This window comes from Ancylobacter tetraedralis (assembly GCF_014195655.1).
Lineage (GTDB): Bacteria > Pseudomonadota > Alphaproteobacteria > Rhizobiales > Xanthobacteraceae > Ancylobacter > Ancylobacter tetraedralis.
This window is the reverse complement of the sequence record NZ_JACICD010000005.1, coordinates 139,397-160,976: the sequence shown is the minus strand read 5'-3', so window position 1 is coordinate 160,976 and position 21,580 is coordinate 139,397. Positions and strand designations below refer to the sequence as shown.

Genomic DNA, 21,580 nt, shown 5'->3' with positions numbered 1-21,580 from the left:
TGACCGTGCGTCCGGCGCCTGAGTCGGTGCTTGATACAAGTCAAACCGGTCGCTTGCTGCGCCGTCGTGTGACCGCATTGCAACATCATGCTGTGCCGTCATCGTGCTGCACGATATAAGATGCAGAATTAGGCTCGCTGCTTGCGAAATCGGCAGGATCAGGGTCCGGGAGACAGACATCATGGGCGTGGAAGGCTTCCTCTCCACAGAGGACGAGCGCGCGGCGCGCCAGTTGGTCGAGCAGGCCGATCTCATCCTGCAGGCCACCGATGGCGACGTTCCGACGCAATTCGCCAGCCGGCTGTTCGGGCGGGCGGTCGCCGAGGATGTGCGACTTTATACCTCGCACGAACTCGCGGCGCTGGCGCTGGCAGCTCACGACCATCTTCGCCGGCGCGCGCCCGGCGGCAAGGCCGACATCCGCGTCGAGGCGCCGACGGCCGCCGCCGATGGCCAGCGGTTGGCGAAGGTGACGGTTGTCGAGATCGTCAATGACGACATGCCCTTTCTGCTGGATTCGGTGATGGCGGCGCTCAATGCCCGCGGCCTCAGCGCCTCCTTCGTCGTGCACCCCATCCTCGGGGTCGAGCGGGACGCGACCGGCGCGCTGGAAGGGCTGGCCCCGGCGGGCGCGCCCGCCGGCGGGCGGGCGCGGCGCGAGAGCCTCATCCATATCCATATCCCGCGCATCGAGGATGCGCCGACGCGCGCGGCGCTGGCGGGTGAGATCGCGCTGGTGCTGGCGCAGGTGCGTGCCGCCGTCCTCGATTGGCGCCCGATGATCGATCAGGTGCGCGCGGCGCTGGCCGATCTCGCCCATGCCCCGGCCGGCGTGCGCGAGGAGACGGACGAGGCGGTGGCCTTCCTGCAATGGCTGGTCGAGGGCAATTTCACCTTTCTCGGCTGCCGTCACTATGACGCCCGCGAGGTGGCGGGCGGCCCGCTGGCCTTCGATCGCCGCATGAAGGATGCGCGCGGCGTGCTGGCGGACGAGGAGTTCCGCATGTTCCGCCGCGACAGCGACCCGCGCGCGGTGAGCGCGGACCTGAGCAATGTGCTGGCCGAGGCCTCGCCGCTCGTGGTGATCAAGTCGCGCACGCTGTCGCTGGTGCACCGGCGGGCCTGGATCGATGTGGTCGTGGTCAAGCGCTATGACGGGGAGGGGCGTATCGTCGGCGGCCTGTGCATTGCCGGGCTGTTCACCAACACCGCCTATGCCGAATCGGTCCGCGCCATTCCGCTGGTGCGTCGCAAGGTGGATGGCGTGCTGGCGCGTGCCGGCTTCGTGCCCGAGAGCCATTCCGGCCGCGCGCTGGTCAAGGTGCTGGAAAACTTCCCGCGCGACGACCTGTTCCAGATCGATCCGCCGACGCTCTATGCCTTCGCGCTGGCCATCCTCCAGCTGGACGAGCATCCGCGCGTGCGCGTGCTGGCCTGGCGCGATCGTTTCGACCGCTTCGTCTCGGTGCTGGTCTTCGTGCCGCGCGACCGCTACGGCTCGGAGGTGCGCGAGCGCATCGGCGCGCTGCTGGAGCGCAGCTTCGGCGGGCAGGTCGCCGCCTTCCGCCCGCTGTTCATGGAAGGGCCGCTGACGCGCGTGCACTTCATCGTGGAACTGTCCGGCACGGTGGTGCCCGAGGTCGGGCGCGCCGAGCTGGAGGATGGCGTCGGCGCCATCATCCGCACCTGGGGCGATGGCTTCGCGGCCGCGCTGGCGCTGGTGTTCCCGCCGGCGCAGGCGAACGCGCTGGCCCGCCGCTACGGCACGGCCTTTCCCGTCGGCTACCAGGGCAGCTACACGCCGGACCAGGCGCTGGCGGACCTCAGGCTGATCGAGCGACTGAGCGCGGGCAATCCGGTGGCGGTCGACTTCCATCGCCCGCCAGGGGCGCCCGGGCGCGAGCGCATCGCCCTCAAGGTGCTGAGCTACGAGGTGCCGCGCCTGCTTTCCGAGCGCGTGCCGATGCTGGAGGCGATGGGCTTCGTCGTCGTGGACGAGCGCACCTTCACCCTCAGCCCCGACGACGTGGCGCCGATCTATGTCCACGACATGCTGCTCGGCCGTCGCGGCGGCGGGGAGATCGCGCTCGAAGTGCTGGAAGGGCGGCTGCACGCCACGCTGATGGCGGTGATGCGCGGCGCGGCGGAGAGCGACGGCTTCAACGCGCTGGCGCTTAACGCGCGGCTCGGCTGGCGCGACATCGCGCTGCTGCGCACGCTCGCGCGCTATCTCCGGCAGATCGGCGTGCCCTTCAGCCAGGATTACCTCTGGGCGACGCTGAACGCGCATCCCGCCATTGTCGACCGGCTGGTCGCGCTGTTCCATGCCCGCTTCGACGCCGGCCCAGATGAGGGCCGGGCCGTGCGCGAGGCGGCGATCCGCGAGGAGATCGAGGCGGCGCTGGCGAGCGTGCAGAGCCTGGACGAGGACCGCATCCTGCGCCGCTTCGCCAATCTCATCGAGGCGGCGGTGCGCACCAATTTCCACCAGCTGGGCGCCGATGGCGGTCCCAAGCCGGCCATCGCCATCAAGTTCCTCAGCCACCAGGTCGAGGGCATGCCGCTGCCGCAGCCGCTGTTCGAGATCTTCGTGCATTCGCCGCGTGTGGAGGGCATCCATCTGCGCTTCGGCCGCGTGGCGCGCGGCGGGCTGCGCTGGTCCGACCGGCCGATGGATTTCCGTACCGAGGTGCTTGGCCTCGTCAAGGCGCAGCAGGTGAAGAACGCGGTCATCGTGCCGGTGGGCGCCAAGGGCGGCTTCGTGCCCAAGCAATTGCCCACGGGCCCGCGCGAGGCGATCCAGGCCGAGGGGACGGAAGCCTACAAGCTGTTCGTCTCCTCGCTGCTGGACCTCACCGACAATATCGACGGCAGCGAGATCGTCCATCCCGGCGAGACGGTGCGCCATGACGAGGATGACCCCTATCTCGTGGTCGCAGCCGACAAGGGCACCGCGACCTTCTCCGACACCGCCAACGCGATCTCACAGGCGCGCGATTTCTGGCTGGGCGATGCCTTCGCCTCCGGCGGCTCGGTCGGCTACGACCACAAGGCGATGGGCATCACCGCGCGCGGCGCCTGGGAGGCGGTGCGCCGGCATTTCCGCGAGATGGACGTCGACATAAGAGTGCGCCCGTTCACCGTGGCCGGCGTCGGCGACATGTCGGGCGATGTGTTCGGCAACGGCATGCTGCTGGAGAGCACCATCAAGCTGGTCGCCGCCTTCGACCATCGCGACATCTTCCTCGACCCGAGCCCGGACCCGGTGGCCTCGCTGAAGGAGCGCCAGCGCCTGTTCGCGCTGCCGCGCTCCTCCTGGCAGGATTACGACGCCTCGCTGATCTCCGCGGGTGGCGGCGTGTTCTCGCGCGCGGCCAAGAGCATTGCGCTGAGCCCGGCCATCCGCGAGGCGCTCGGGCTCGACAAGAGCTCGGCCTCGCCGGCCGAGGTGATGGCCGCGATCCTGCGCGCGCCGGTCGACCTCTTGTGGTTCGGCGGCATCGGCACCTATGTCCGCGCCGCGGCCGAGAGCGATGTACAGGTCGGCGACCGCGCCAATGACGCGATCCGCATCACCGGGGCCGAACTGCGCGCCCGGGTGATCGGCGAGGGCGCCAATCTCGGCGTGACCCAGCGCGGGCGGATCGAGGCGGCGCGGCACGGGGTGCGGCTCAACACCGACGCCATCGACAATTCGGCCGGCGTGAACACCTCCGACGTGGAGGTGAACATCAAGATCGCGCTGGTGTCGGCGGTGCGCGAGGGGCGGCTGGAACCGGAGGCCCGCAAGGCGTTCCTCGCCTCGCTGACCGACGAGGTCGGCCAGCTGGTGCTGCGCAACAATTACCTGCAGACGCTGGCGCTTTCGCTGGCGCAGCGGCGCGGGGTGGGCGACCTCGGCTTCCACCAGCGCCTGATGCAGCAGCTGGAGGCGCGCCGCCTGCTCGACCGTGCGGTGGAGTTCCTGCCCGGCGACGGTGAATTGCAGGAGCGGCGCGGGCGCGGCGACGGGCTGACCCGGCCGGAACTCGCGGTGCTCCTGGCCTATGCCAAGCTCACCGCCCATGCCGACCTGCTCGACACCGATGTGCCGGACGATCCCTATCTCGCCCGCGAGCTCACCGCCTATTTCCCGCCGGAACTGAGCGCGCGCTTCAGCGATGGAATCGAGGGGCATCGGCTGCGCCGCGACATCATCGCCACGCGGCTGTCCAATGCGATGATCAACCATGGCGGGCCGGCCTTCGCGGCGCGGCTGGCCGACGAGACGGGTGCCGGCATCGGCTCCATCGCCAAGGCCTTCGCGGCGACGCGCGACAGTTTCGAGCTGAACGCGCTGAATAGCGAGATCGACGCGCTGGACGGGCTTGTGCCCGGCGCGGTGCAGCTCGACCTTTACGCCGTGGTGCAGGACATGCTGCAGGATCGCACCGTGTGGTTCCTGCGCAATGTCGACCTGCGCCAGAGCCTGGATGAACTGGTGGCGCACTATGCTTTTGGCATCGCGCCGGTCGAGGCGGCGCTGAAGGGGGTGGTGCGCGAGCTGATCCCCGAGGAGACGCGTGCGCTGCACGATGCACGCATCGCCCGCTGGACCGAGGCCGGCGTGCCCGAGCCGCTCGCCCGCCGCATTGCCCGCCTGCCGGCGGTGGAAAGCGCCACCGACATCGTGCTGATTGCCGATCGCACCAATGCGCCGCTGGGCGACGTGGCGGCGACCTTCTTCGCGGTGGGGCTGCATTTCCGGCTCGACCGCGTGCTGGGCGCGGCGCAGGGACTTGTCGTGACCGATTATTACGACCGGCTGGCGCTGGAGCGCGCGCTGGCGGCCTTCGAGGTGGCGGTGCGCCGCCTCACCGCCGAGGTGATCACCGAGCATGGCAGCGGCGCCCCGGGTGTCGCCGCCTGGGCGCAGGCGCGCGGCGAGGCGGTGGAGCGGGCCCGCAACGGCGTGCACGAGATCGCCGGCTCGGGGCTCTCGGTCTCCAAGCTGTCGGTGGCGGCCAGCCTGATCGGGGATCTGGTGCGCGGCTGAGGCGCGCGCCGGCCCGGCGACAAAACGGCAGCTCAACAAAAAAGGGCGACCCGAGGGTCGCCCTTCTCATTGGCGCGCGGCGGCTGCCCCCGCCTCACGCGGCCTCGTGCTTCTTGTTCTGCCGGTGCGAGATGAGGTCCTCGACCACGCCCGGATCCGCCAGCGTCGAGGTGTCGCCGAGATTGCCGAACTCGTCCTCGGCGATCTTGCGCAGGATGCGGCGCATGATCTTGCCCGAGCGCGTCTTGGGTAGGCTGGGAGCGAACTGGATGAGGTCCGGCGAGGCGATCGGGCCGATCTCCCGGCGTACCCAGGCGACCAGTTCCTTGCGCAGTTCCTCGGTCGGCTCCACGCCCGACATCAGCGTCACATAGGCATAGATGCCCTGTCCCTTGATGTCGTGGGGATAGCCCACCACGGCGGCTTCCGACACCTTGGGATGAGCGACGAGGGCGCTCTCGACCTCGGCCGTGCCCATGCGGTGGCCGGAGACGTTGATCACGTCGTCGACGCGGCCGGTGATCCAGTAATAGCCGTCGGCATCGCGCCGGCAGCCGTCGCCGGTGAAGTACTTGCCGGGGTAGGTGGAGAAATAGGTGAGCTCGAAGCGCTCATGGTCGCCATAGACCGTGCGCATCTGGCCGGGCCAGGAATCGGCGATCACCAGATTGCCCTCGCAGGCGCCTTCCAGCACCCGCCCTTCCGCATCCACCACCTGCGGGATGACGCCGAAGAAGGGCTGCGTGGCCGAACCGGGCTTGAGCCGGGTGGCGCCGGGCAGCGGGGTGATGAGGATGCCGCCGGTCTCGGTCTGCCACCAGGTGTCGACGATCGGGCAGCGCTCGTCGCCGACCACGCGGTAATACCATTCCCACGCTTCCGGATTGATAGGCTCGCCGACCGAGCCGAGCAGGCGGAGCGACGCGCGGGAGGTCTTCTTCACCGGCGCATCGCCCGACTGCATCAGCGCGCGGATCGCGGTGGGCGCGGTGTAGAAGATCGTGACCTTGTACTTGTCGATCACTTCCCAGAAGCGGGAATTGCTGGGGTAGTTCGGCACGCCCTCGAACATCAGCGTCGTCGCGCCGTTGGCCAGCGGCCCATAGAGGATGTAGCTGTGGCCGGTGACCCAGCCGACATCGGCCGTGCACCAGTAGACGTCGCCCTCGTGGTAGTCGAACACGTATTGGTGCGTCATGGAGGCGTAGACGAGATAGCCACCGGTGGTGTGCAGCACGCCCTTGGGCTGGCCGGTGGAGCCGGAGGTGTAGAGGATGAACAGCGGGTCTTCCGCGTTCACATGCGCCGCCGGGCATTCGCTGGTTACCAGATCGGCCGCCTCGTGATACCAGACGTCGCGGCCGGGGGTCATGTCGACCGTGCCGCCGGTGCGGCGGACGACGACGACATGATCGACCGCGCCATCGGCCAGCTTGGCGATGGCGGCGTCGACATTGGCCTTGAGCGGCACCTTGCGCCCGCCACGCAGCCCCTCGTCGGCGGTGATGATGGTCTTGGAATCGCAATCGCGGATGCGGCTCGCCAGGCTGTCCGGCGAGAAGCCGCCGAACACCACCGAATGCACCGCGCCGAGGCGGGCGCAGGCCAGCATGGCGAAGGCGGCCTCGGGGATCATGGGCAGGTAGATGGTGACGCGGTCGCCCTTCTCGACATTGCGGTTGCGCAGCACATTGGCGAAGCGGCAGACCTCGTCGTGCAACTCGCGATAGGTGATGAGGCGCTGCTCGGAAGGACTGTCGCCCTCCCAGATGATCGCCACCTGGTCGCCGCGCGTGTCGAGATGACGGTCGATGCAGTTCCAGGCGACGTTGGTCACGCCGTCCTCGAACCATTTGATCGAGACATGGCCGGGGTCGAAGGAGGTGTTCTTCACCTTCGTATAAGGCTCGAACCAGTCGATCCGCTTGCCTTCCTCGCCCCAGAAGGCTTCGGGGTCGCTCACCGAGGCCTCGTACTTCGCCTTGTAGCCGTGAGCGTCCAGATAGGCGTGCTGGGCCCACTCCGCCGGGACATCGTAGATTTTCTCGGACATGGCGTTTCTTCCCCTTGGGTTGGCGCAAGCCGCGCCACTCTTGCTTCTGGAACGATTATGCGGACCCGCTCGGGGGCCGACAAGCGCGGTCGCGGCTAACTTTGGTCGGTATGTATTCGCACCTAGCGTCGCTTGACGGCTCGTTGCCGGCCCTCAGGCGGAGGCGCGCGGACGCCAGACGAAGGTGCGCTTGATCTCGGAATCCTCGAGGTCGCGGGTCACCGGCACGCCGTATTCGGCCTGTTTCTCCAGCCGCTCATGGGGCAGGTAGGAACGTCCGGGGTCGCCGATCCACACATCCGCCCCGCCCGCCGCCAGGCTCTCCAGCCAGCCGAACACGCGCGTGCTGAGGTCTCGCTCATAGGCGATGTCGCCGGCCAGCACCACGTCCCATCCGCCCACCATGCCGATGATGTCGACGGCAATCACGGTGACGTCTGCGCCGTTTGCTTGCGCGTTGGCGGCGATGGCGGCCTGCGCGAAGCCATCGATGTCGGCCGCTTCGACGGATGACGCCCCCGCCTTGCTGGCCGCGATGGCGACGAGGCCGGAGCCGGAGGCGAAGTCCAGCACACGCTTGCCGTGCACGATGGCGGGATGGTCGAGCACATGCCGGGCCAGCGCCTGCCCGCCCGCCCAGGCGAAGGCCCAGAAGGGCGGCGGCAGGCCGATCTCGCCCAGTTCCTCCTCGGTTCGCTGCCAGATCGGCAGCGATTCGGCGGCGAGGTGCAAGACGATCTCCGGCACCAGTGGCACCGGTAGAAGGCGGGTTTCCGCGCGGACGAAGGCGGCAGGATCGGCGGCGGGATGGCTCACCGGACCCGCGCTCACCGCGCCTGCCTCGACAGTTCCAGCACGATATCCCATTCCGCGTCCGTCACCGGCTGCACCGAGAGCCGGGAGAACTTCATCAGCGCCATTTCCGACAGTCGCGGCTCGGTCTTGACGGTGGCGAGCGAGACCGGATGCGCGAGCGGCTCTACCGCCTTGATGTCGACCATGACGAACTTGCCCGTTGGGTCGGAGGGGTCCGGGTACGCCTCCTTGATCACCTCGACGATGCCGACGATCTCCTTGCCCTCGTTCGAGTGGTAGAAGAACCCCCGGTCGCCGATCTTCATCGCGAGCAGCTGCTGCTTGGCGAGGTGATTGCGTACGCCGTCCCAATGGGTGCCCTTGAGCCCGGCCGCGACCTGCTGGTCCCACGACCATTTGAACGGTTCGGACTTGTAGAGCCAGTGCGCCATCTCAACTTTCCGCCTTCTGGGGACGGGCCAGCAGAGACCCGATCGCCTGTTCGATATCGCTGCGCCCCGCCAGCACCGCCTCGACCGCGCGGGCGATCGGCATGTCGACGCCGCGCTCCTGCGCCATCGCCACCAGCACGCCGGCGGTCAGCGCCCCCTCCGCCAGCCGGCCGCTCGGGTGGAAGCCGCCGACCTCGCCGATCGACAGGCCGAGCGCGTAGTTGCGCGACTGCGCGGTGGAGCAGGTGAGGATGAGATCGCCGAGGCCCGACAGCCCGGTCAGCGTCTCCGCCCGCGCGCCATAGGCCTTGCCGAAACGCATCAGTTCGGCGAAGCCGCGCGCGATCAGCGCCGCCGCCGCGCTGGCGCCCAGCCTCCGCCCGCCGACGATGCCGGCGGCGATGGCCAGCACGTTCTTGGCGGCGCCGCCGATCTCGACCCCGCGTACATCCTCGCTGTGATAGAGCCGGAACGAGGAAGAGCCCAGCGCCCGGGCCAGCGCCTCGGCGAGCTGGCCGTCGCGCGCCGCCAGCGTCACGGCGGTGGGCAGGCCGGCGGCGACATCGGTGGCGAAGCTCGGGCCGGAGAGAATGGCGGGGGGCGAATGCGGGCAGGCCTGCGCCAGTACCTGCGTCATGAACAGCGAGGTGCCGCGCTCGATGCCCTTCGAGCAGGCGACGAGCGGCGTGCCGCGGGCGAGGTGGGAGCCGAGCGCGCCGGCCACCTCGCGGCTCGCCTGCGCCGGCACCACCAGCAGCACCGCCTCGCACTCCGACAGGTCGAACAGCGACGCGGTGGGCGTGACGGCGGGGGCCAGTTCCACGCCCGGCAGATGCAGCGTGTTGACTCGGGTTTCGCGCATCGCCTCCACCGCCGCGCCGTCGCGGCCCCATAGCACGACCTCGCGGCCGGCGCGGGCGGCGGCATTGGCCAGCGCGGTGCCCCAGGCGCCGGCGCCGGCAATGCCGATGCGGGTGAAGGGCGCGGCCATCAGTCCGCCCAGTCGACCCCGGCCACTTCCTCCAGCGGCCAGCGGGCGCGCGGGGAGGTGGCGAGGTCGTCGGTCAGTCCCAGCGCGAGCCGCTCGGCTCCCGCCCAGGCGATCATCGCGCCATTGTCGGTGCACAGTTCCGGCGGTGGCACGGCGAGGCGCGTGCCGCCATCGGCCGCCACCTTGTGTAGCGTGCGCCGCACCGCCTGGTTGGCGCCGACCCCGCCAGCCAGCACCAGTGCATGCGGGGCGAGGCCGTGCTCGCGCATCAGCCGCAGCGCGCAGCGCACCCGGTCGGCGAGGAGGTCGACCACGGCGGCCTGGAAGGAAGCGCACAGGTCCGCGACGTCCTGGTCGGCCAGCGGGGCGATCTTCAGCGCCTCCAGCCGCACCGCGGTCTTGAGGCCGGAGAGCGAGAAGTCCGGCGTCGGCCGGCCATAGAGCGGGCGCGGCAGGGCAAAGCGCAGGGCATCGCCGGTGCGGGCGGCCGCCTCCACCGCGGGTCCGCCGGGATAGGGCAGGCCGAGCATCTTGGCGGTCTTGTCGAAGGCCTCGCCGATGGCATCGTCGATGGTGCCGCCGAGCTTCACATATTCGCCGACGCCGGTGACGGCGACGAGCTGGGTGTGCCCGCCCGAGACCAGCAGCAGCAGGAACGGGAAGGGCACCGCGTCGGTGAGACGGGCCGTGAGCGCATGCGCTTCCAGATGATTGACGGCGATCAGCGGCTTGCGGGCGGCCAGCGCGATCGCCTTGGCGGTGGTGAGCCCGACGATGACGCCGCCGATCAGCCCCGGCCCCGCCGCGGCGGCGATGCCGTCGAGTTCCACCAGCTTCACGGCGGAGGAGCGCAGCGCCTGCTCGATGATGGTGTCGATCACCTCCACATGGGCGCGGGAGGCGATTTCCGGCACCACGCCGCCATAGGGCGCATGGTCGCTGGTCTGCGAGCGCACGATGTTCGACAGGATCGTGCCGCTGCCGTCCGCGCGGCGGCGCACGACGGCCGCGGCGGTCTCGTCGCAGGTGGTCTCGATCCCGAGCAGAAGAAGATCGCGCATTGACTCCATGCCGATGGACAGTGTTTTGAACCCCGTCGGAACCGCTAGCACCGCAGGACCTCATGACGCAATCGCTTCCCCGTCTCCGGCTCGGCACCCGCGGCAGCCCGCTGGCGCTCTGGCAGGCGCATGCCGTGCGCGATGCCCTTCTCAAGGCGCATGGCTGGGATGAGGAGGCGGTGGAGATCCAGGTCATCCGCACCACGGGCGACGCCATCACCGACCGGGCGCTGTCGCAGGCCGGCGGCAAGGGGCTGTTCACCAAGGAGATCGAGGAAGCGCTGCTGGAGCGGCGCATCGACCTCGCGGTGCATTCGGCCAAGGACATGGCGACGAAGCTGCCGGACGGGCTGCATCTGGTCGGCTACCTGCCGCGCGCGGATGTGCGCGACGCGCTGATCCTGCGCGAGGGCTGGTCGCTGGCCGGCCTCAAGCCGGGCGCGAAGGTGGGCACCGCCTCGCTGCGGCGCGAAGCGCAGCTGCGCCGTCTCCGACCGGACCTCGAGGTCTCGCTGCTGCGCGGCAATGTGCAGACCCGGCTCGCCAAGGTGGAGAGCGGCGAGTTCGACGCCACCCTGCTGGCGCTGGCCGGCCTCACCCGGCTCGGCATGGCGGACAAGGCGAGCGAGGTGCTGAACACCGCCGATTTCCTGCCCGCCGTGGGGCAGGGCGCCGTCGCCATCGAATCCCGCCGGCGCGATCTGGCGGTGGATTCGCTGCTGGTGCCCATCCTGTGCCCCCCCACGGGGCTCGCGCTGCGCGTGGAGCGGGCCTTCCTCGCCGAGCTCGACGGCTCCTGCCGCACGCCGATCGCCGGCCACGCGCAGATCCACGGAGACGAGATCCGTTTCCGTGGTGCAGTGCTCTCGCCGGACGGTAAGCACTATTACGAGGTGGTGCGCCACGGCCCGGTCAACCGGGCGCTGGAACTCGGCATCGCCGCCGGGCGCGAGATGCGTGCGCTGGTGCCGCCCGACCTGCTTCCCGCCTGACGCGCATGCGGGTGCTCGTCACACGCCCGCAGCCCGATGCGCAGGCGACGGCGGACCGCCTCGCCGCCGCCGGCCATGTCGCGCTGGTCGATCCGCTGCTGCTGGTCGAAGGCCTCGCCGATTCCCGCCTGCCGGAAGGGGCGTTCGACGCGGTGGCGCTGACCAGCGTGAACGGCGCCCGCCTGCTCGACCTGCGCCCCGAACTGGCGGCGCTGGCCGCGCTGCCGCTCTATGCGGTGGGTCGACGCACCGCCGCCGCCGCGCCGGCCGCGTTCGGCAGCGTGCATGTCGCTGGCGGTGACGGCCTCGCGCTGGCGGGGCTGCTGCGCGGGCGGCTGGCACCGGGCATGCGCGTGCTGCATGTCGCCGGGGAGGACCGCGCGGTGGATCTTTCCACGGAGCTGGCGCCGGCCGGCATCGGCGTTGACCTTTTCGTGATCTACCGTGCCGTGGCGGCGCCACGGCTACGCGCTACCACCCTTGTGGCGGCGCGGGAGGGGCGGATCGACATGGCGTTCCATTTCTCCCCGCGCACGGCGGCGACGCTGGTGGCACTAGCCGGCGATGCCGACGCGATGGGGGCTTTTGCGCAGGTGACGCATCTGTGCTTCTCGGCGAAGGTGGCGGCGCCGCTCGTGGCGGCCGGCTGGCCGACGCGGATCGCGGCGGCGCCGACGGAAGAGGGCTTGTTCGCGCTGCTGGGCGGGTGAACCATGGGGGTCTCCCGAGGTTGCGGCGGGCGCGGGCGCGGTCTATCCCGGAACCGGGACCGGACCGGCGGTTTATGATGTCAGGGGTATCAACGTGGCGCAGGACGATCCGAAACTCGACCCGACCGACGAGACGGCCGTGGCCGGCGCGAAAGACAAATCGCGCCGCCGGCCTCCGCCGACGCTCGACCTGCCCGCCACCGACGTGACCCCGCCGGCGGGCGAGGCGGCAAAGTCGCCCGCTTCGGAAGATGTGGCCGCGCTGCCTCCGGATGCCGCGGCTTCCAACCCTGCGGCTTCCGAAACGGCACCGGCCGCCTCCGCTTCGGAAGCCGCGGCGGAGGATGCGGCACCGCCCGAGCCCGTCCATCCCAGCGAAGTGCCCGGCCCGAAGCCGGAGGCGGCTGCCCCGGCAACGACCCGCCGGCCCGGCGTGCTCGCCAGCCTGCTTATCGCCCTGGTCTCCGGCCTCGTCGGCGGCGCGGTGGCGTTCGCGGTGGTCTCGACCGTCTATAATGCCGGCGAAAACGTGGAGGCCATCACCGATCTCGAGGCGCGCGCGCTCGATCTGCGCCAGCGCCTCGATGCGCTGGAGGCGTCCGGGGGCGGGGCAAACCCGCTGCCGGCCGGCGCGCTGGCGCCGCAGGAACTGGCGACCCGGCTCGATGCACTGGAATCCGGTCTCACGGCCATTGGCGGCAAGGTGAACGAGATGGCCAGCGCTCCACCCGCCGCCACTCCCGCGCCCGGTGCCTCGGCCGAGGAAGTGTCCGGCCTCGGCACCCGCGTCGGCACGCTCGACACCCGTCTGGGCGCGCTGGAAAGCCATGTCGCGGCGCTCCCTGCGCCGGCGCCAGCCGTTTCCCCGGAAGAACTTGCGGCGGCGCGCACGCGCATCGGCGCGCTGGAGCAGCAGGTCGCCACGGTCAGCGCGCAGCAGCGCACCAGCGGCCAGGCGGCGGCGCAGCTCGCCGCGCTCGGCGCGCTGAAGGAGGCGGTCGTCGCGGGCCGTCCCTTCGTCACCGAACTGAAGGCCAGCCGCGCGCTGCTCGGCGCGGGCGGCGACACCCTGGCCGCGCTGGAGTCCCGTGCCGCCACGGGCTTTCCCGCCGGGCCGGCTCTGCTCGCGCAACTGATGGCCGCGATAACGCCGAAGGCCGCGCCCGCCGCCGCGCCGGATGCCGATGCGGGCATCGTCGACCGACTGATGAAGAGCGCCGGCAATCTCGTCACCGTGCGGCGCAGCGCGGAGGTGCCCTCCGAGGCGGCGACGTCCGGCCTCGCGACGGCCGAGGCGGCGCTCGCTCGCGACGATCTGACCGTCGCACTGGCGGCGCTGAACGGCCTTCCGGCGGACGCGCGCGCGCTCGCCGCGCCGGTCATCTCTGACATCGAGGCCCGGCAGGCGGCGCTCGCCGCGGTGGCCGGCCTCAGCCAGCACGTGCTGGCCACGCTCGCGGGAGGAGTCCAGTGATCCGCATCGTCGTCTATCTGCTGATCCTCGCCGCCATCGCCTTCGGGGTCGGCTGGCTGGCCGACCGTCCGGGCGAAATCGCCATCGACTGGCAGGGCTGGCACATCGAGACCAGCCTCCTGGTCGGGGCGAGCGCGCTGCTGGTGCTGCTCGCCGCCACCATTCTCCTGTGGACGCTGCTGCGTCTCATCGTGCGCTCGCCCGATCTCATCGGTTCGTCGCTGCGCCACCGCCGCCGTAACAAGGGCTGGGCGGCGATCTCGCGCGGGCTGGTCGCGGTCGGCTCCGGCGACATCATGGGTGCGCGCCGCGCCGCCAATGATGCGCAGCGCCTTCTCGGCCGCGAGCCGCTGACCCAGCTGTTGGCCGCGCAGGCGGCACAGCTCTCGGGCGATACCGCCGGAGCCGAGGCCAGCTTCCGCACCATGACGGAAACGCCCGCGACCCGCCTGCTCGGCCTGCGCGGCCTTCATGTGGAGGCGCGCCGGCGCGGCGACACCGGCGCCGCGCTGATGGCGGCGGAAGAAGCGGCACGCCAGGAGCCCGGGCTCGCCTGGGCGGCGGACGCGGTTATCGAGGCGCGCTGCCTCTCCGGTGATTTCGCCGGGGCGCTCGCCATGCTGGAGCGCGAGGCGGCCCATGGCGGACTCGACCGCGCGGCCCACCGCCGCCGGCGGGCGGTGCTGCTCGCCGCGCAGGCTCTGGCGCTGGAACTCTCCGATCCTTCGACGGCGCGCGAGAAGGCGGTGGAGGCCACCCGCCTTGCGCCAACGCTGGTGCCGGCGGCCGATGTCGCCGGGCGTCTGCTCGGCGCGGTGGGCGACGCCCGCAAAGCGGCGAAGATCATCGAGACCGCCTATGCGGCGACGCCGCATCCCGATCTGGCCGATGCCTATCTGCATCTGCGGCCCGGCGATTCGTCGCAGGAGCGGCTCAAGCGCATCCGCACGCTCACCTCGCGCATGCCCTCGCACCGGGAAAGCGCCATGGTGATGGCGCGGGCCGCGCTCGACGCGCAGGAATTCGACATTGCCCGCACGGCGCTGGCACCGCTTCTGGGCGAGCCGTCGCAGCGCGTCTGCCTGCTGATGGCCGAGCTGGAAGCAGCCGAGCATGCCGATGTCGGCAAGGCGCGCGAATGGACCGCGCGCGCGGTGCGCGCCCTGCGCGATCCTGCCTGGGTGGCGGATGGGGTGGTCGCCGAGCGCTGGGCGCCGGTATCGCCGGTGACGGGCAAGCTCGACGCCTTCGAATGGAAGGTGCTGCCGGGCATCGCCGCGACGCCGATGCTGGAAAACGAGGCCGAGCGCGTGAAGGCGGCGATCGCCGCTGCCATCGAGAGCCGCGCCGTGACGCAGGCGCAGGCGGCTCAGGCGCAGGCGGTGCCGCACGATGTGGCGCCATCCGGGGTGGAGCCGGCGCCCGCGTCGCCGCCCGCGCCGGCCGTAGTCGACCTGCCGTCCGGGCCGGGCGCGCCGACATTGGCGCCGGAGGCTGAAGCTCATCGGGCGGCAACCGAGCGTCCCTCTTCCGCCGCCGGGGAGACGCTCGTTTCCGCGTCCGGCTCGCCGGCCGGCGCGTCGGCACGCGGGCGGTTCGGGCCGGAAGTTGTGGTCGCCATGCCGCATCTGCCGGACGATCCCGGCACCGGGCCCTTTCCCGAAGAAGCCTCCCCGCGGGCGCGTCGTCCATTCGGGGTGTGATGCTGCGTCGGCCCGTGATCCTGCGGCCCGTGGCTCTGGGCAGGGCACGGGTCGACGCGCTCTTGTGGGACGCTGGAGGCGGCTGAGGCCCCGGCGCCGATCGCAATGTCCCGTCATACGCGAGGCGCAGTGGCGTGTTCAGGTCGACCGGCAAAAAAAGCGCGACATAAAAAAGCGCGCCATGACGGCGCGCCTGGATGTCGGTCTATTCGGGACATGCCCCGCAAGAAGCCGGCCGCTCGTCAAGCGGCCGGAGGGTGAGAACGTGGCCGGAGTACATCCGTCCTGACCACGTTCCTGCCGGCGAGACGCTGACGAAGCGCCAACCTACCGACAGCCCCGTTCTGGCTGGGTTGTCAGGGATATGGGGTGCCGCAGCGGCATTTCAAGGGGCGTGGGCGGCGTGAACGACGCTGCCGCTTCGCAGCCTCGTGTTTCCCTGCCTCATGGCCGAGGTGAGGAAGCCTGAGGCTGCCCCTGCAGGCGAACTGGGAGCCGGAACTGGGAGCCGGAACTGGGAGCCGGAAGGCTGGGGCGAGACCGGCCCTCACAGACCGGCCCCGGCAGACTGGCCCCCGCAGACCGGCCCGATCAGGTCGAGCGTCGCGTGGGAATATGCACGGGCCCGGCCGGGCCAGCGGAGGCGCCCGTCCTGCCGCCCGCAGTCTTTTCACCCGGCGTCTTTCCGCTCGGCGTCTTGCCGGCCGCCGCTTTCGCGGCCGGAGCCGGTTTCGCCGCCGACGCTCGGGTGGCCGCGGCCTTCGCCGCGCTCTTCGGCGAAGTTCCGCGCTCCCCGCGCACCGGGCCGTGCTCGGCGAACAGCTCGGCGAGTTTCTCGGTCATCACCCCGCCCAGTTCCTCGGCGTCGACGATGGTCACCGCGCGCTTGTAATAGCGCGTCACGTCATGGCCGATGCCGATGGCGATGAGTTCGACCGGGGACTTGTCCTCGATCTGCTGGATAACCCAACGCAGGTGCCGCTCCAGATAATTGCCGGGGTTCACCGAAAGCGTGGAATCGTCCACCGGCGCGCCGTCGGAAATCATCATCAGGATACGGCGCTGCTCGTTGCGGGCGAGCAGGCGATTATGCGCCCAGTCGAGCGCCTCGCCGTCGATATTCTCCTTCAGCAACCCCTCGCGCATCATCAGGCCGAGATTCTTGCGGGCGCGGCGCCAGGGGGCATCGGCCGACTTGTAGATGATGTGGCGCAGGTCGTTCAGCCGGCCGGGCGCGCCCGGCTTGCCGGCGGAAAGCCAGGCCTCGCGCGCCTGCCCGCCCTTCCACGCCTTGGTGGTGAAGCCGAGGATCTCGACCTTCACGCCGCAGCGCTCCAGCGTGCGCGCGAGAATATCCGCGCAGGCGGCGGCGACCGTGATCGGGCGCCCCCGCATCGAGCCGGAATTGTCGAGCAGCAGCGTGACCACGGTGTCGCGGAAATCGGTATCGCGCTCGCGCTTGAACGAGAGCGGCTGCATCGGATCGAGGATCACGCGGTAGAGCCGCGCGGGGTCGAGCATGCCCTCCTCGAGGTCGAAGTCCCAGCCGCGGCTCTGCTGCGCCATCAGCCGGCGCTGCAACCGGTTGGCGAGGCGCGAGACGACGCCCGAGAGATGGCTGAGCTGCTTGTCCAGATAGGCGCGCAGCCGTGCCAGTTCCTCGGGGTCGCACAATTCGTCCGCGTTCACCGTCTCGTCGAAACGCGGGGTGAAGGGGTGGTATTCCGGCGGGCGCGGCTCGGACGGCACGGCATTCTGTGGCTGCCAGGGCTCGGACGATTCATCGGCATCGCCCAGTTCGGCATCGTCGGCGAGGTCGGAGGTGGGCTGCTCCTGCTGGTCCTCGCTGTCCTCCGGATTCTGGTCGGAGGAGAGGTCGGTGTCCAGCTCGGTCTGGCCCTCGCTGTTCTCGTCCTCCTCCGCGTCACTGCCCTTGCCGCTGTCCTCGTCGCGGCTGTCATCGGCATCCGTGGAGGGGTCGTTGTTCTCGTCGAACGGGGCGATGTCCTCGCCCATGCCGAGCGAGGACAGAAGGTCGCGCATCGCTTCGGCAAAGCGGGTCTGATCGGCCGCCGAGCCGGCCAGCTCATCGAGCGCGGTGGCGCCGTGCTCCTCGATGAAGCCGCGCCAGAGATTGACCATTTCGCGCGCGGCGGCCGGCGGGGCCATGCCGGTCATGCGCTCGCGCAGCATGAGCGCGAGGGCATGCTCCAGCGGCGCATCCGAGCGGTCGGCCAGATTGGCGAAATTCGCCTTCTGGTAGCGGTCCTCCAGCATGGCGGAGAGGTTGAGCGCCACGCCGTCCATGCGCAGCGCGCCGAGCGATTCGCAGCGCGTCTGCTCGGCCGCTTCGAACGCGGCGCGTGCCTGCTGGCCGACCGGGGAGAGGCGCTGGTGCACCTTGGGGTCGTGGCAGGCCATGCGCAGCGCCATGGAATCGGCATGGCCGCGCATGATGGCGGCATCCTGCTTGGTCATGCGGCGCGTGGGCTCGGGCAGGCGCGCGCGCCCGTCGGTAAAGCCCGGCCGTTCCGCGCCGAAGCTCACATCGATCTCGCGATTGCCCGCGATGGCGCGAAGGCAGCCGGTGACGGCGCGCTTGAGCGGCTCGGTCGGGGCTTCCTTGGGCTGGGCGCGGGTCGGGCGGTTCGAGGTGGACATGATCATCGCCTTGGATCGAGAGGCAGCCTCGGACGCCGAGGTTTCATTCCTCGCCCCGCCGGGGAGAGGTGGCCCGCGAAGCGGGTCGGTGAGGGGCTATGCGATTGCGAAGCGCCGGATGCCACTCACCCAAACCCTCTCCGTCAAGATCGGCTGTTACCGAGTCCGAGCTTGCGAACCGAACCCGGCAACAGCCGGGTTCGGCGGGAGAGGGAGAGAGCCCATTCACGACATGACGACGTTGACCGCCGATTCCGTCAGTTCCTTGCCGAAGCAGCGCTGGTAGAACTCGGCTACCAGCGGGCGCTCCAGCTCGTCGCACTTGTTGAGGAAGGTCACGCGGAACGAGAAGGCGAGTTCCTGGAAGATCTCGGCGTTCTCGGCCCAGGTGATCACGGTGCGCGGGCTCATCACGGTCGACAGGTCGCCATTGATGAAGGCCTGACGGGTGAGGTCGGCGAGGCGCACCATGCGCGCCACGGTGTCGCGCCCGCCCTCGGTCTGGAAGTGCTTGGCCTTGGAGAGGACGATGTCGACCTCCTTGTCATGCGCCAGATAGTTCAGCGTGGTGACGATGGACCAGCGGTCCATCTGCGCCTGGTTGATCTGCTGCGTGCCGTGATAGAGGCCGGTCGTGTCGCCCAGGCCAATGGTGTTGGCGGTGGAGAACAGCCGGAACGCGCCGTGCGGGCGGATGACGCGGTTCTGGTCGAGCAGCGTCAGGCGGCCGGCCGATTCCAGCACGCGCTGGATCACGAACATCACGTCCGGCCGGCCGGCGTCATATTCGTCAAACACGAGCGCGACATTGTTCTGGTAGGCCCAGGGCAGGATGCCGTCCCGGAACTCGGTGATCTGCAGCCCGTCCTTGACCACGATGGCATCCTTGCCGATCAGGTCGATACGGGAGATGTGGCTGTCGAGGTTGACGCGCACGCAGGGCCAGTTGAGGCGGGCCGCGACCTGCTCGATATGGCTCGACTTGCCGGTTCCGTGGTATCCCGTAACCATCACGCGGCGGTTATGGGCGAAGCCGGCGAGAATGGCGAGCGTGGTCGGGCGGTCGAACAGATAGTCCGGGTCAACCTCCGGCACATACGCGTCCGGTTCGGCATAGGCCGGGACTTCCAGATCGACATCAATGCCGAACACCTGGCGGACGGACACCTTCATGTCCGGCAGCACGGCGGTATGCGTGGGCGAGGCAGTCATCATTCCTCCGTTGCCGCGCTAGCGATCGCGGACTTGTCAGCAGAGCGGCCCTAACAGAAGCCCGCGGTCTTCAGATGATTATAGGCCTGGATCACGTCGCGCAGCCGGTCCTCGGTGGAAATATCACCGCCATTGGCGTCCGGATGGTACTTTTTCACCAGCAGCTTGAAGCGCGCCTTGATCTCCTCCGGCGTGGCGGAAATCTCCACGCCGAGCGATTCGAAGGCGCGACGCTCGGCATTGCGGATCATGCGCCCGTCGCGCGGCGGCTCGGGGGTGGGCCGGCTGCTCCCGCCCATCTCGCCAAACACGCCGAATGGGTCGGCAAAGCCGTCCGGCTGATGTTCCTGGCCCTGCGCGCCGCGCCGGGCGCCGCCATTCTGGCCCATCTTCCAGGTGGGGCGATGGCCGGTCATCGCGTCCTTCTGGTAGGCCGTCACGGCATCGTCCGGCATGCCGGCGAAGTAGTTGTAGGACTGGTTGTATTCGCGCACGTGGTCGAAGCAGTAGCGCCAGAACTGCCCTTCGCGATGGCGCCCCTTGGGCGCGCGGTGCGTGGCCGGCTTGTCGCAGCCCGCCCATTCGCAGGTCGGGCACTCCGTCTTGAGACGGCGTTCCCGGTCCGGCTTGACGCGAATGCGGTCGAATATGGGGGAGTCGAGTTTCATGGTCGGGTGATTATGCGTGGGCTGGGACGGGTATACAAGAAACCAACGGTGCGTCACCGTGCCGGACGGCGATATTGACGCTTCGCGCTGCGGGAGGTACCGCATCAGCCATGAGCACGCTCCCCCCGAATTCCCGGATTTCCGACGCGTCGGATGCCGTCGCCAGCGCGCTGGCGCGCGTGCGCACGGCGCTGGCGCAACTGTCCCCCAGCGTTCTGGAGCTTGAGGACGAAAGCCATCGGCATGAGGGACATGGTGGGCACCGTGTGGGACAGCTCACGCATCTGCGCGTGCGCATCGTGGCGGAAGCGTTTCGGGGGCAGGGCCGGATTGCCCGACACCGCGCGGTGAACGGACTGCTCGCGGATGAGATCGCCCGGGGACTGCATGCGCTCGCGATCGAGGCCAAAGCACCCGGGGAGTGACGGCAAGCCCGCTCTATATGGGTCGCGACGACGTAAATTCCAGCGCCCGCCCTCACGCCGTCGTGCGCCGCAGCGGCACCACGCGCAGAAGGGTGATACGGTTGCGCTGCTTGCGCATTACCTGAAAGCGGAAGCCGTGGAACAGGAAGGCCTGTCCGGGTTCGGGAATGATGCGCGCCTCGTGAATGACCAGCCCGGCAATGGTGGTCGCCTCCTCGTCGGGCAGGTCCCAGCCCATGGCGCGGTTGAGATCGCGGATCGCCACAGATCCCTCCACGCTGACCGAGCCGTCCGGCTGGCGGCGGGCGCCGGTGAACGCCTTGTCGTGCTCGTCGGTGATGTCGCCGACGATCTCCTCGAGAATGTCCTCCAGCGTCACCAGCCCCATCACCTCGCCATACTCGTCGACCACGAGGGCGAAATGCTGCTTGCGGCGGCGGAACGCCTTGAGTTGGTCGGTCAGTGACGTGACATCCGGCACGAACCACGGCGGGCGGGCGATGGCCTCCACATCGAGATTCGACGTGTCGTTGCCGATGGCGCGCAGTTCCCGCAACAGATCCTTGGCATGCAGCACGCCGATGATGTTGTCGGGCCGCTCGCGCCAGAGCGGCAGGCGGGTATGGGGTGAGGCCAGCACCTCGCTGACGATGGTCTCGGGTGGATCATCCGCATCGAGGCTGGCCATCTTGGTGCGATGGACCATGATGTCCGATACCGCCAGCTCGCTGAGGTCGAGCAGGCCGCCGAGCATGTCGCGCTCGTCCTTCACCACGCTGCCCTCGCGGTGCAGAAGGTCGACCGCCCCGCGCAGTTCCTCGGCGGCGGAGAGCACGCTCTGGGTCTTGCCGAGCGGCACGCCGAGCCCTTTCAGCATGCTGCGCACCAGCGCCTCGATGGCGAGGGTCAGCGGGCCGAAAAGGCTCACCAGCACCCGCAGCGGACGCACCACGCGCAGCGAGACCTGGTCGGGATGGTTGATGGCGATGGTCTTGGGCAGCACCTCGGAGAAAATGACCACGACGATGGTCATGCCGATGGTGGCGTAAGCGATGCCCGCCGAGCCGAACCAGGCGAGCAGCAGGCCGGTCGTGAGCGAGGAGGCGGCAATGTTGGCGAGATTGTTGCCCAGCAGGATACCGCCGATCAGACGCTCGCGCCGGGCCATCATGCTGTTGACGAGGGCGGCGCGCGTGTCGCCGTTCTTCTCCAGCGCGTGCATGCGCGCCTTGGAAGAGGCGGTCAGCGCCGTCTCGCTGCCGGAGAAGAAGAACGACAGCAGCAGGCAGACGACAACCGCGCCAAGGGCCAGCCAGTCATAGGTGCTCACACGGCTCTCCCCAGAGTG

The 21,580-nt window shown here is 69.8% G+C and carries 15 protein-coding genes; 6 read left to right on the top strand and 9 right to left on the bottom strand.

From position 1 onward, the window contains the following. The first annotated feature begins 181 nt into the window (after nt 1-181). Nucleotides 182-5,035, top strand: coding sequence for an NAD-glutamate dehydrogenase (locus FHS55_RS14320; protein WP_183190451.1), 4,854 nt, complete (start codon nt 182-184; stop codon nt 5,033-5,035). Between the two features lie 94 nt (nt 5,036-5,129). Here the strand turns inward: FHS55_RS14320 and acs are convergent, their stop codons facing one another. The 5 genes from acs to tsaD all read right to left on the bottom strand — a co-directional run bounded on the left by acs (nt 5,130) and on the right by tsaD (nt 10,387). Next, a complete protein-coding gene (gene acs, locus FHS55_RS14315) occupies nt 5,130-7,088 on the bottom strand; it encodes an acetate--CoA ligase (protein ID WP_183190450.1) in 1,959 nt (652 codons plus the stop codon). Between the two features lie 153 nt (nt 7,089-7,241). Continuing rightward, nucleotides 7,242-7,919 (bottom strand): class I SAM-dependent methyltransferase, encoded by a 678-nt coding sequence (locus FHS55_RS14310; protein WP_425485817.1) that lies wholly within the window; start codon nt 7,917-7,919, stop codon nt 7,242-7,244. Then, a complete protein-coding gene (locus tag FHS55_RS14305) occupies nt 7,916-8,335 on the bottom strand; it encodes an EVE domain-containing protein (RefSeq protein ID WP_183190448.1) in 420 nt (139 codons plus the stop codon). The genes FHS55_RS14310 and FHS55_RS14305 overlap by 4 nt, the downstream gene beginning before the upstream one ends. A 1-nt stretch (nt 8,336) precedes the next feature. After that, nucleotides 8,337-9,326, bottom strand: a complete 990-nt coding sequence (locus FHS55_RS14300; protein ID WP_183190447.1) for an NAD(P)H-dependent glycerol-3-phosphate dehydrogenase — start codon at nt 9,324-9,326, stop codon at nt 8,337-8,339. Then, complete coding sequence (gene tsaD, locus FHS55_RS14295) at nt 9,326-10,387, bottom strand: tRNA (adenosine(37)-N6)-threonylcarbamoyltransferase complex transferase subunit TsaD (RefSeq protein ID WP_425485816.1); 1,062 nt, start codon at nt 10,385-10,387, stop codon at nt 9,326-9,328. Before tsaD ends, FHS55_RS14300 begins: the two co-directional genes overlap by 1 nt. A gap of 62 nt (nt 10,388-10,449) precedes the next feature. Here tsaD and hemC point away from each other — a divergent pair, with 62 nt between their 5' ends. The 4 genes from hemC (at nt 10,450) to FHS55_RS14275 (ending at nt 15,266) form a co-directional block, all read left to right on the top strand. Beyond that, a complete protein-coding gene (gene hemC, locus FHS55_RS14290) occupies nt 10,450-11,379 on the top strand; it encodes a hydroxymethylbilane synthase (protein WP_183190445.1) in 930 nt (309 codons plus the stop codon). 5 nt (nt 11,380-11,384) lie between these two features. Beyond that, nucleotides 11,385-12,089: a uroporphyrinogen-III synthase gene (locus tag FHS55_RS14285; protein WP_183190444.1), complete on the top strand. Its 705-nt coding sequence runs from the start codon at nt 11,385-11,387 to the stop codon at nt 12,087-12,089. 94 nt (nt 12,090-12,183) lie between these two features. Continuing rightward, nucleotides 12,184-13,563: a COG4223 family protein gene (locus FHS55_RS14280; protein WP_183190443.1), complete on the top strand. Its 1,380-nt coding sequence runs from the start codon at nt 12,184-12,186 to the stop codon at nt 13,561-13,563. Further along, complete coding sequence (locus FHS55_RS14275) at nt 13,560-15,266, top strand: heme biosynthesis HemY N-terminal domain-containing protein (RefSeq protein ID WP_183190442.1); 1,707 nt, start codon at nt 13,560-13,562, stop codon at nt 15,264-15,266. The genes FHS55_RS14280 and FHS55_RS14275 overlap by 4 nt, the downstream gene beginning before the upstream one ends. Nucleotides 15,267-15,857: 591 nt before the next feature. On the opposite strand, the gene cobT is transcribed toward FHS55_RS14275, so the two are convergent. The 3 genes from cobT to FHS55_RS14260 form a co-directional block, all read right to left on the bottom strand. Continuing rightward, on the bottom strand, nt 15,858-17,927 hold the full coding sequence (cobT, locus tag FHS55_RS14270; RefSeq protein ID WP_183190441.1) for a cobaltochelatase subunit CobT: 2,070 nt from the start codon (nt 17,925-17,927) through the stop codon (nt 15,858-15,860). A gap of 225 nt (nt 17,928-18,152) precedes the next feature. Then, nucleotides 18,153-19,139, bottom strand: coding sequence for a cobaltochelatase subunit CobS (gene cobS, locus FHS55_RS14265; RefSeq protein WP_183190665.1), 987 nt, complete (start codon nt 19,137-19,139; stop codon nt 18,153-18,155). Nucleotides 19,140-19,189: 50 nt separating this feature from the next. Continuing rightward, a complete protein-coding gene (locus FHS55_RS14260; RefSeq protein ID WP_183190440.1) occupies nt 19,190-19,807 on the bottom strand; it encodes a J domain-containing protein in 618 nt (205 codons plus the stop codon). Between the two features lie 110 nt (nt 19,808-19,917). On the opposite strand from FHS55_RS14260, the gene FHS55_RS14255 reads away from it, so the two are divergent. Next, entirely contained in the window at nt 19,918-20,232 is a 315-nt protein-coding gene (locus FHS55_RS14255; protein ID WP_183190439.1) for a BolA family protein, read from the top strand. Between the two features lie 52 nt (nt 20,233-20,284). Here FHS55_RS14255 and FHS55_RS14250 read toward each other — a convergent pair whose 3' ends face one another. Then, nucleotides 20,285-21,562 carry a CNNM domain-containing protein gene (locus tag FHS55_RS14250; RefSeq protein ID WP_183190438.1) on the bottom strand — a complete coding sequence of 426 codons (1,278 nt, stop codon included), beginning with the start codon at nt 21,560-21,562 and terminating at the stop codon, nt 20,285-20,287. Between the last annotated feature and the right edge of the window lie 18 nt (nt 21,563-21,580).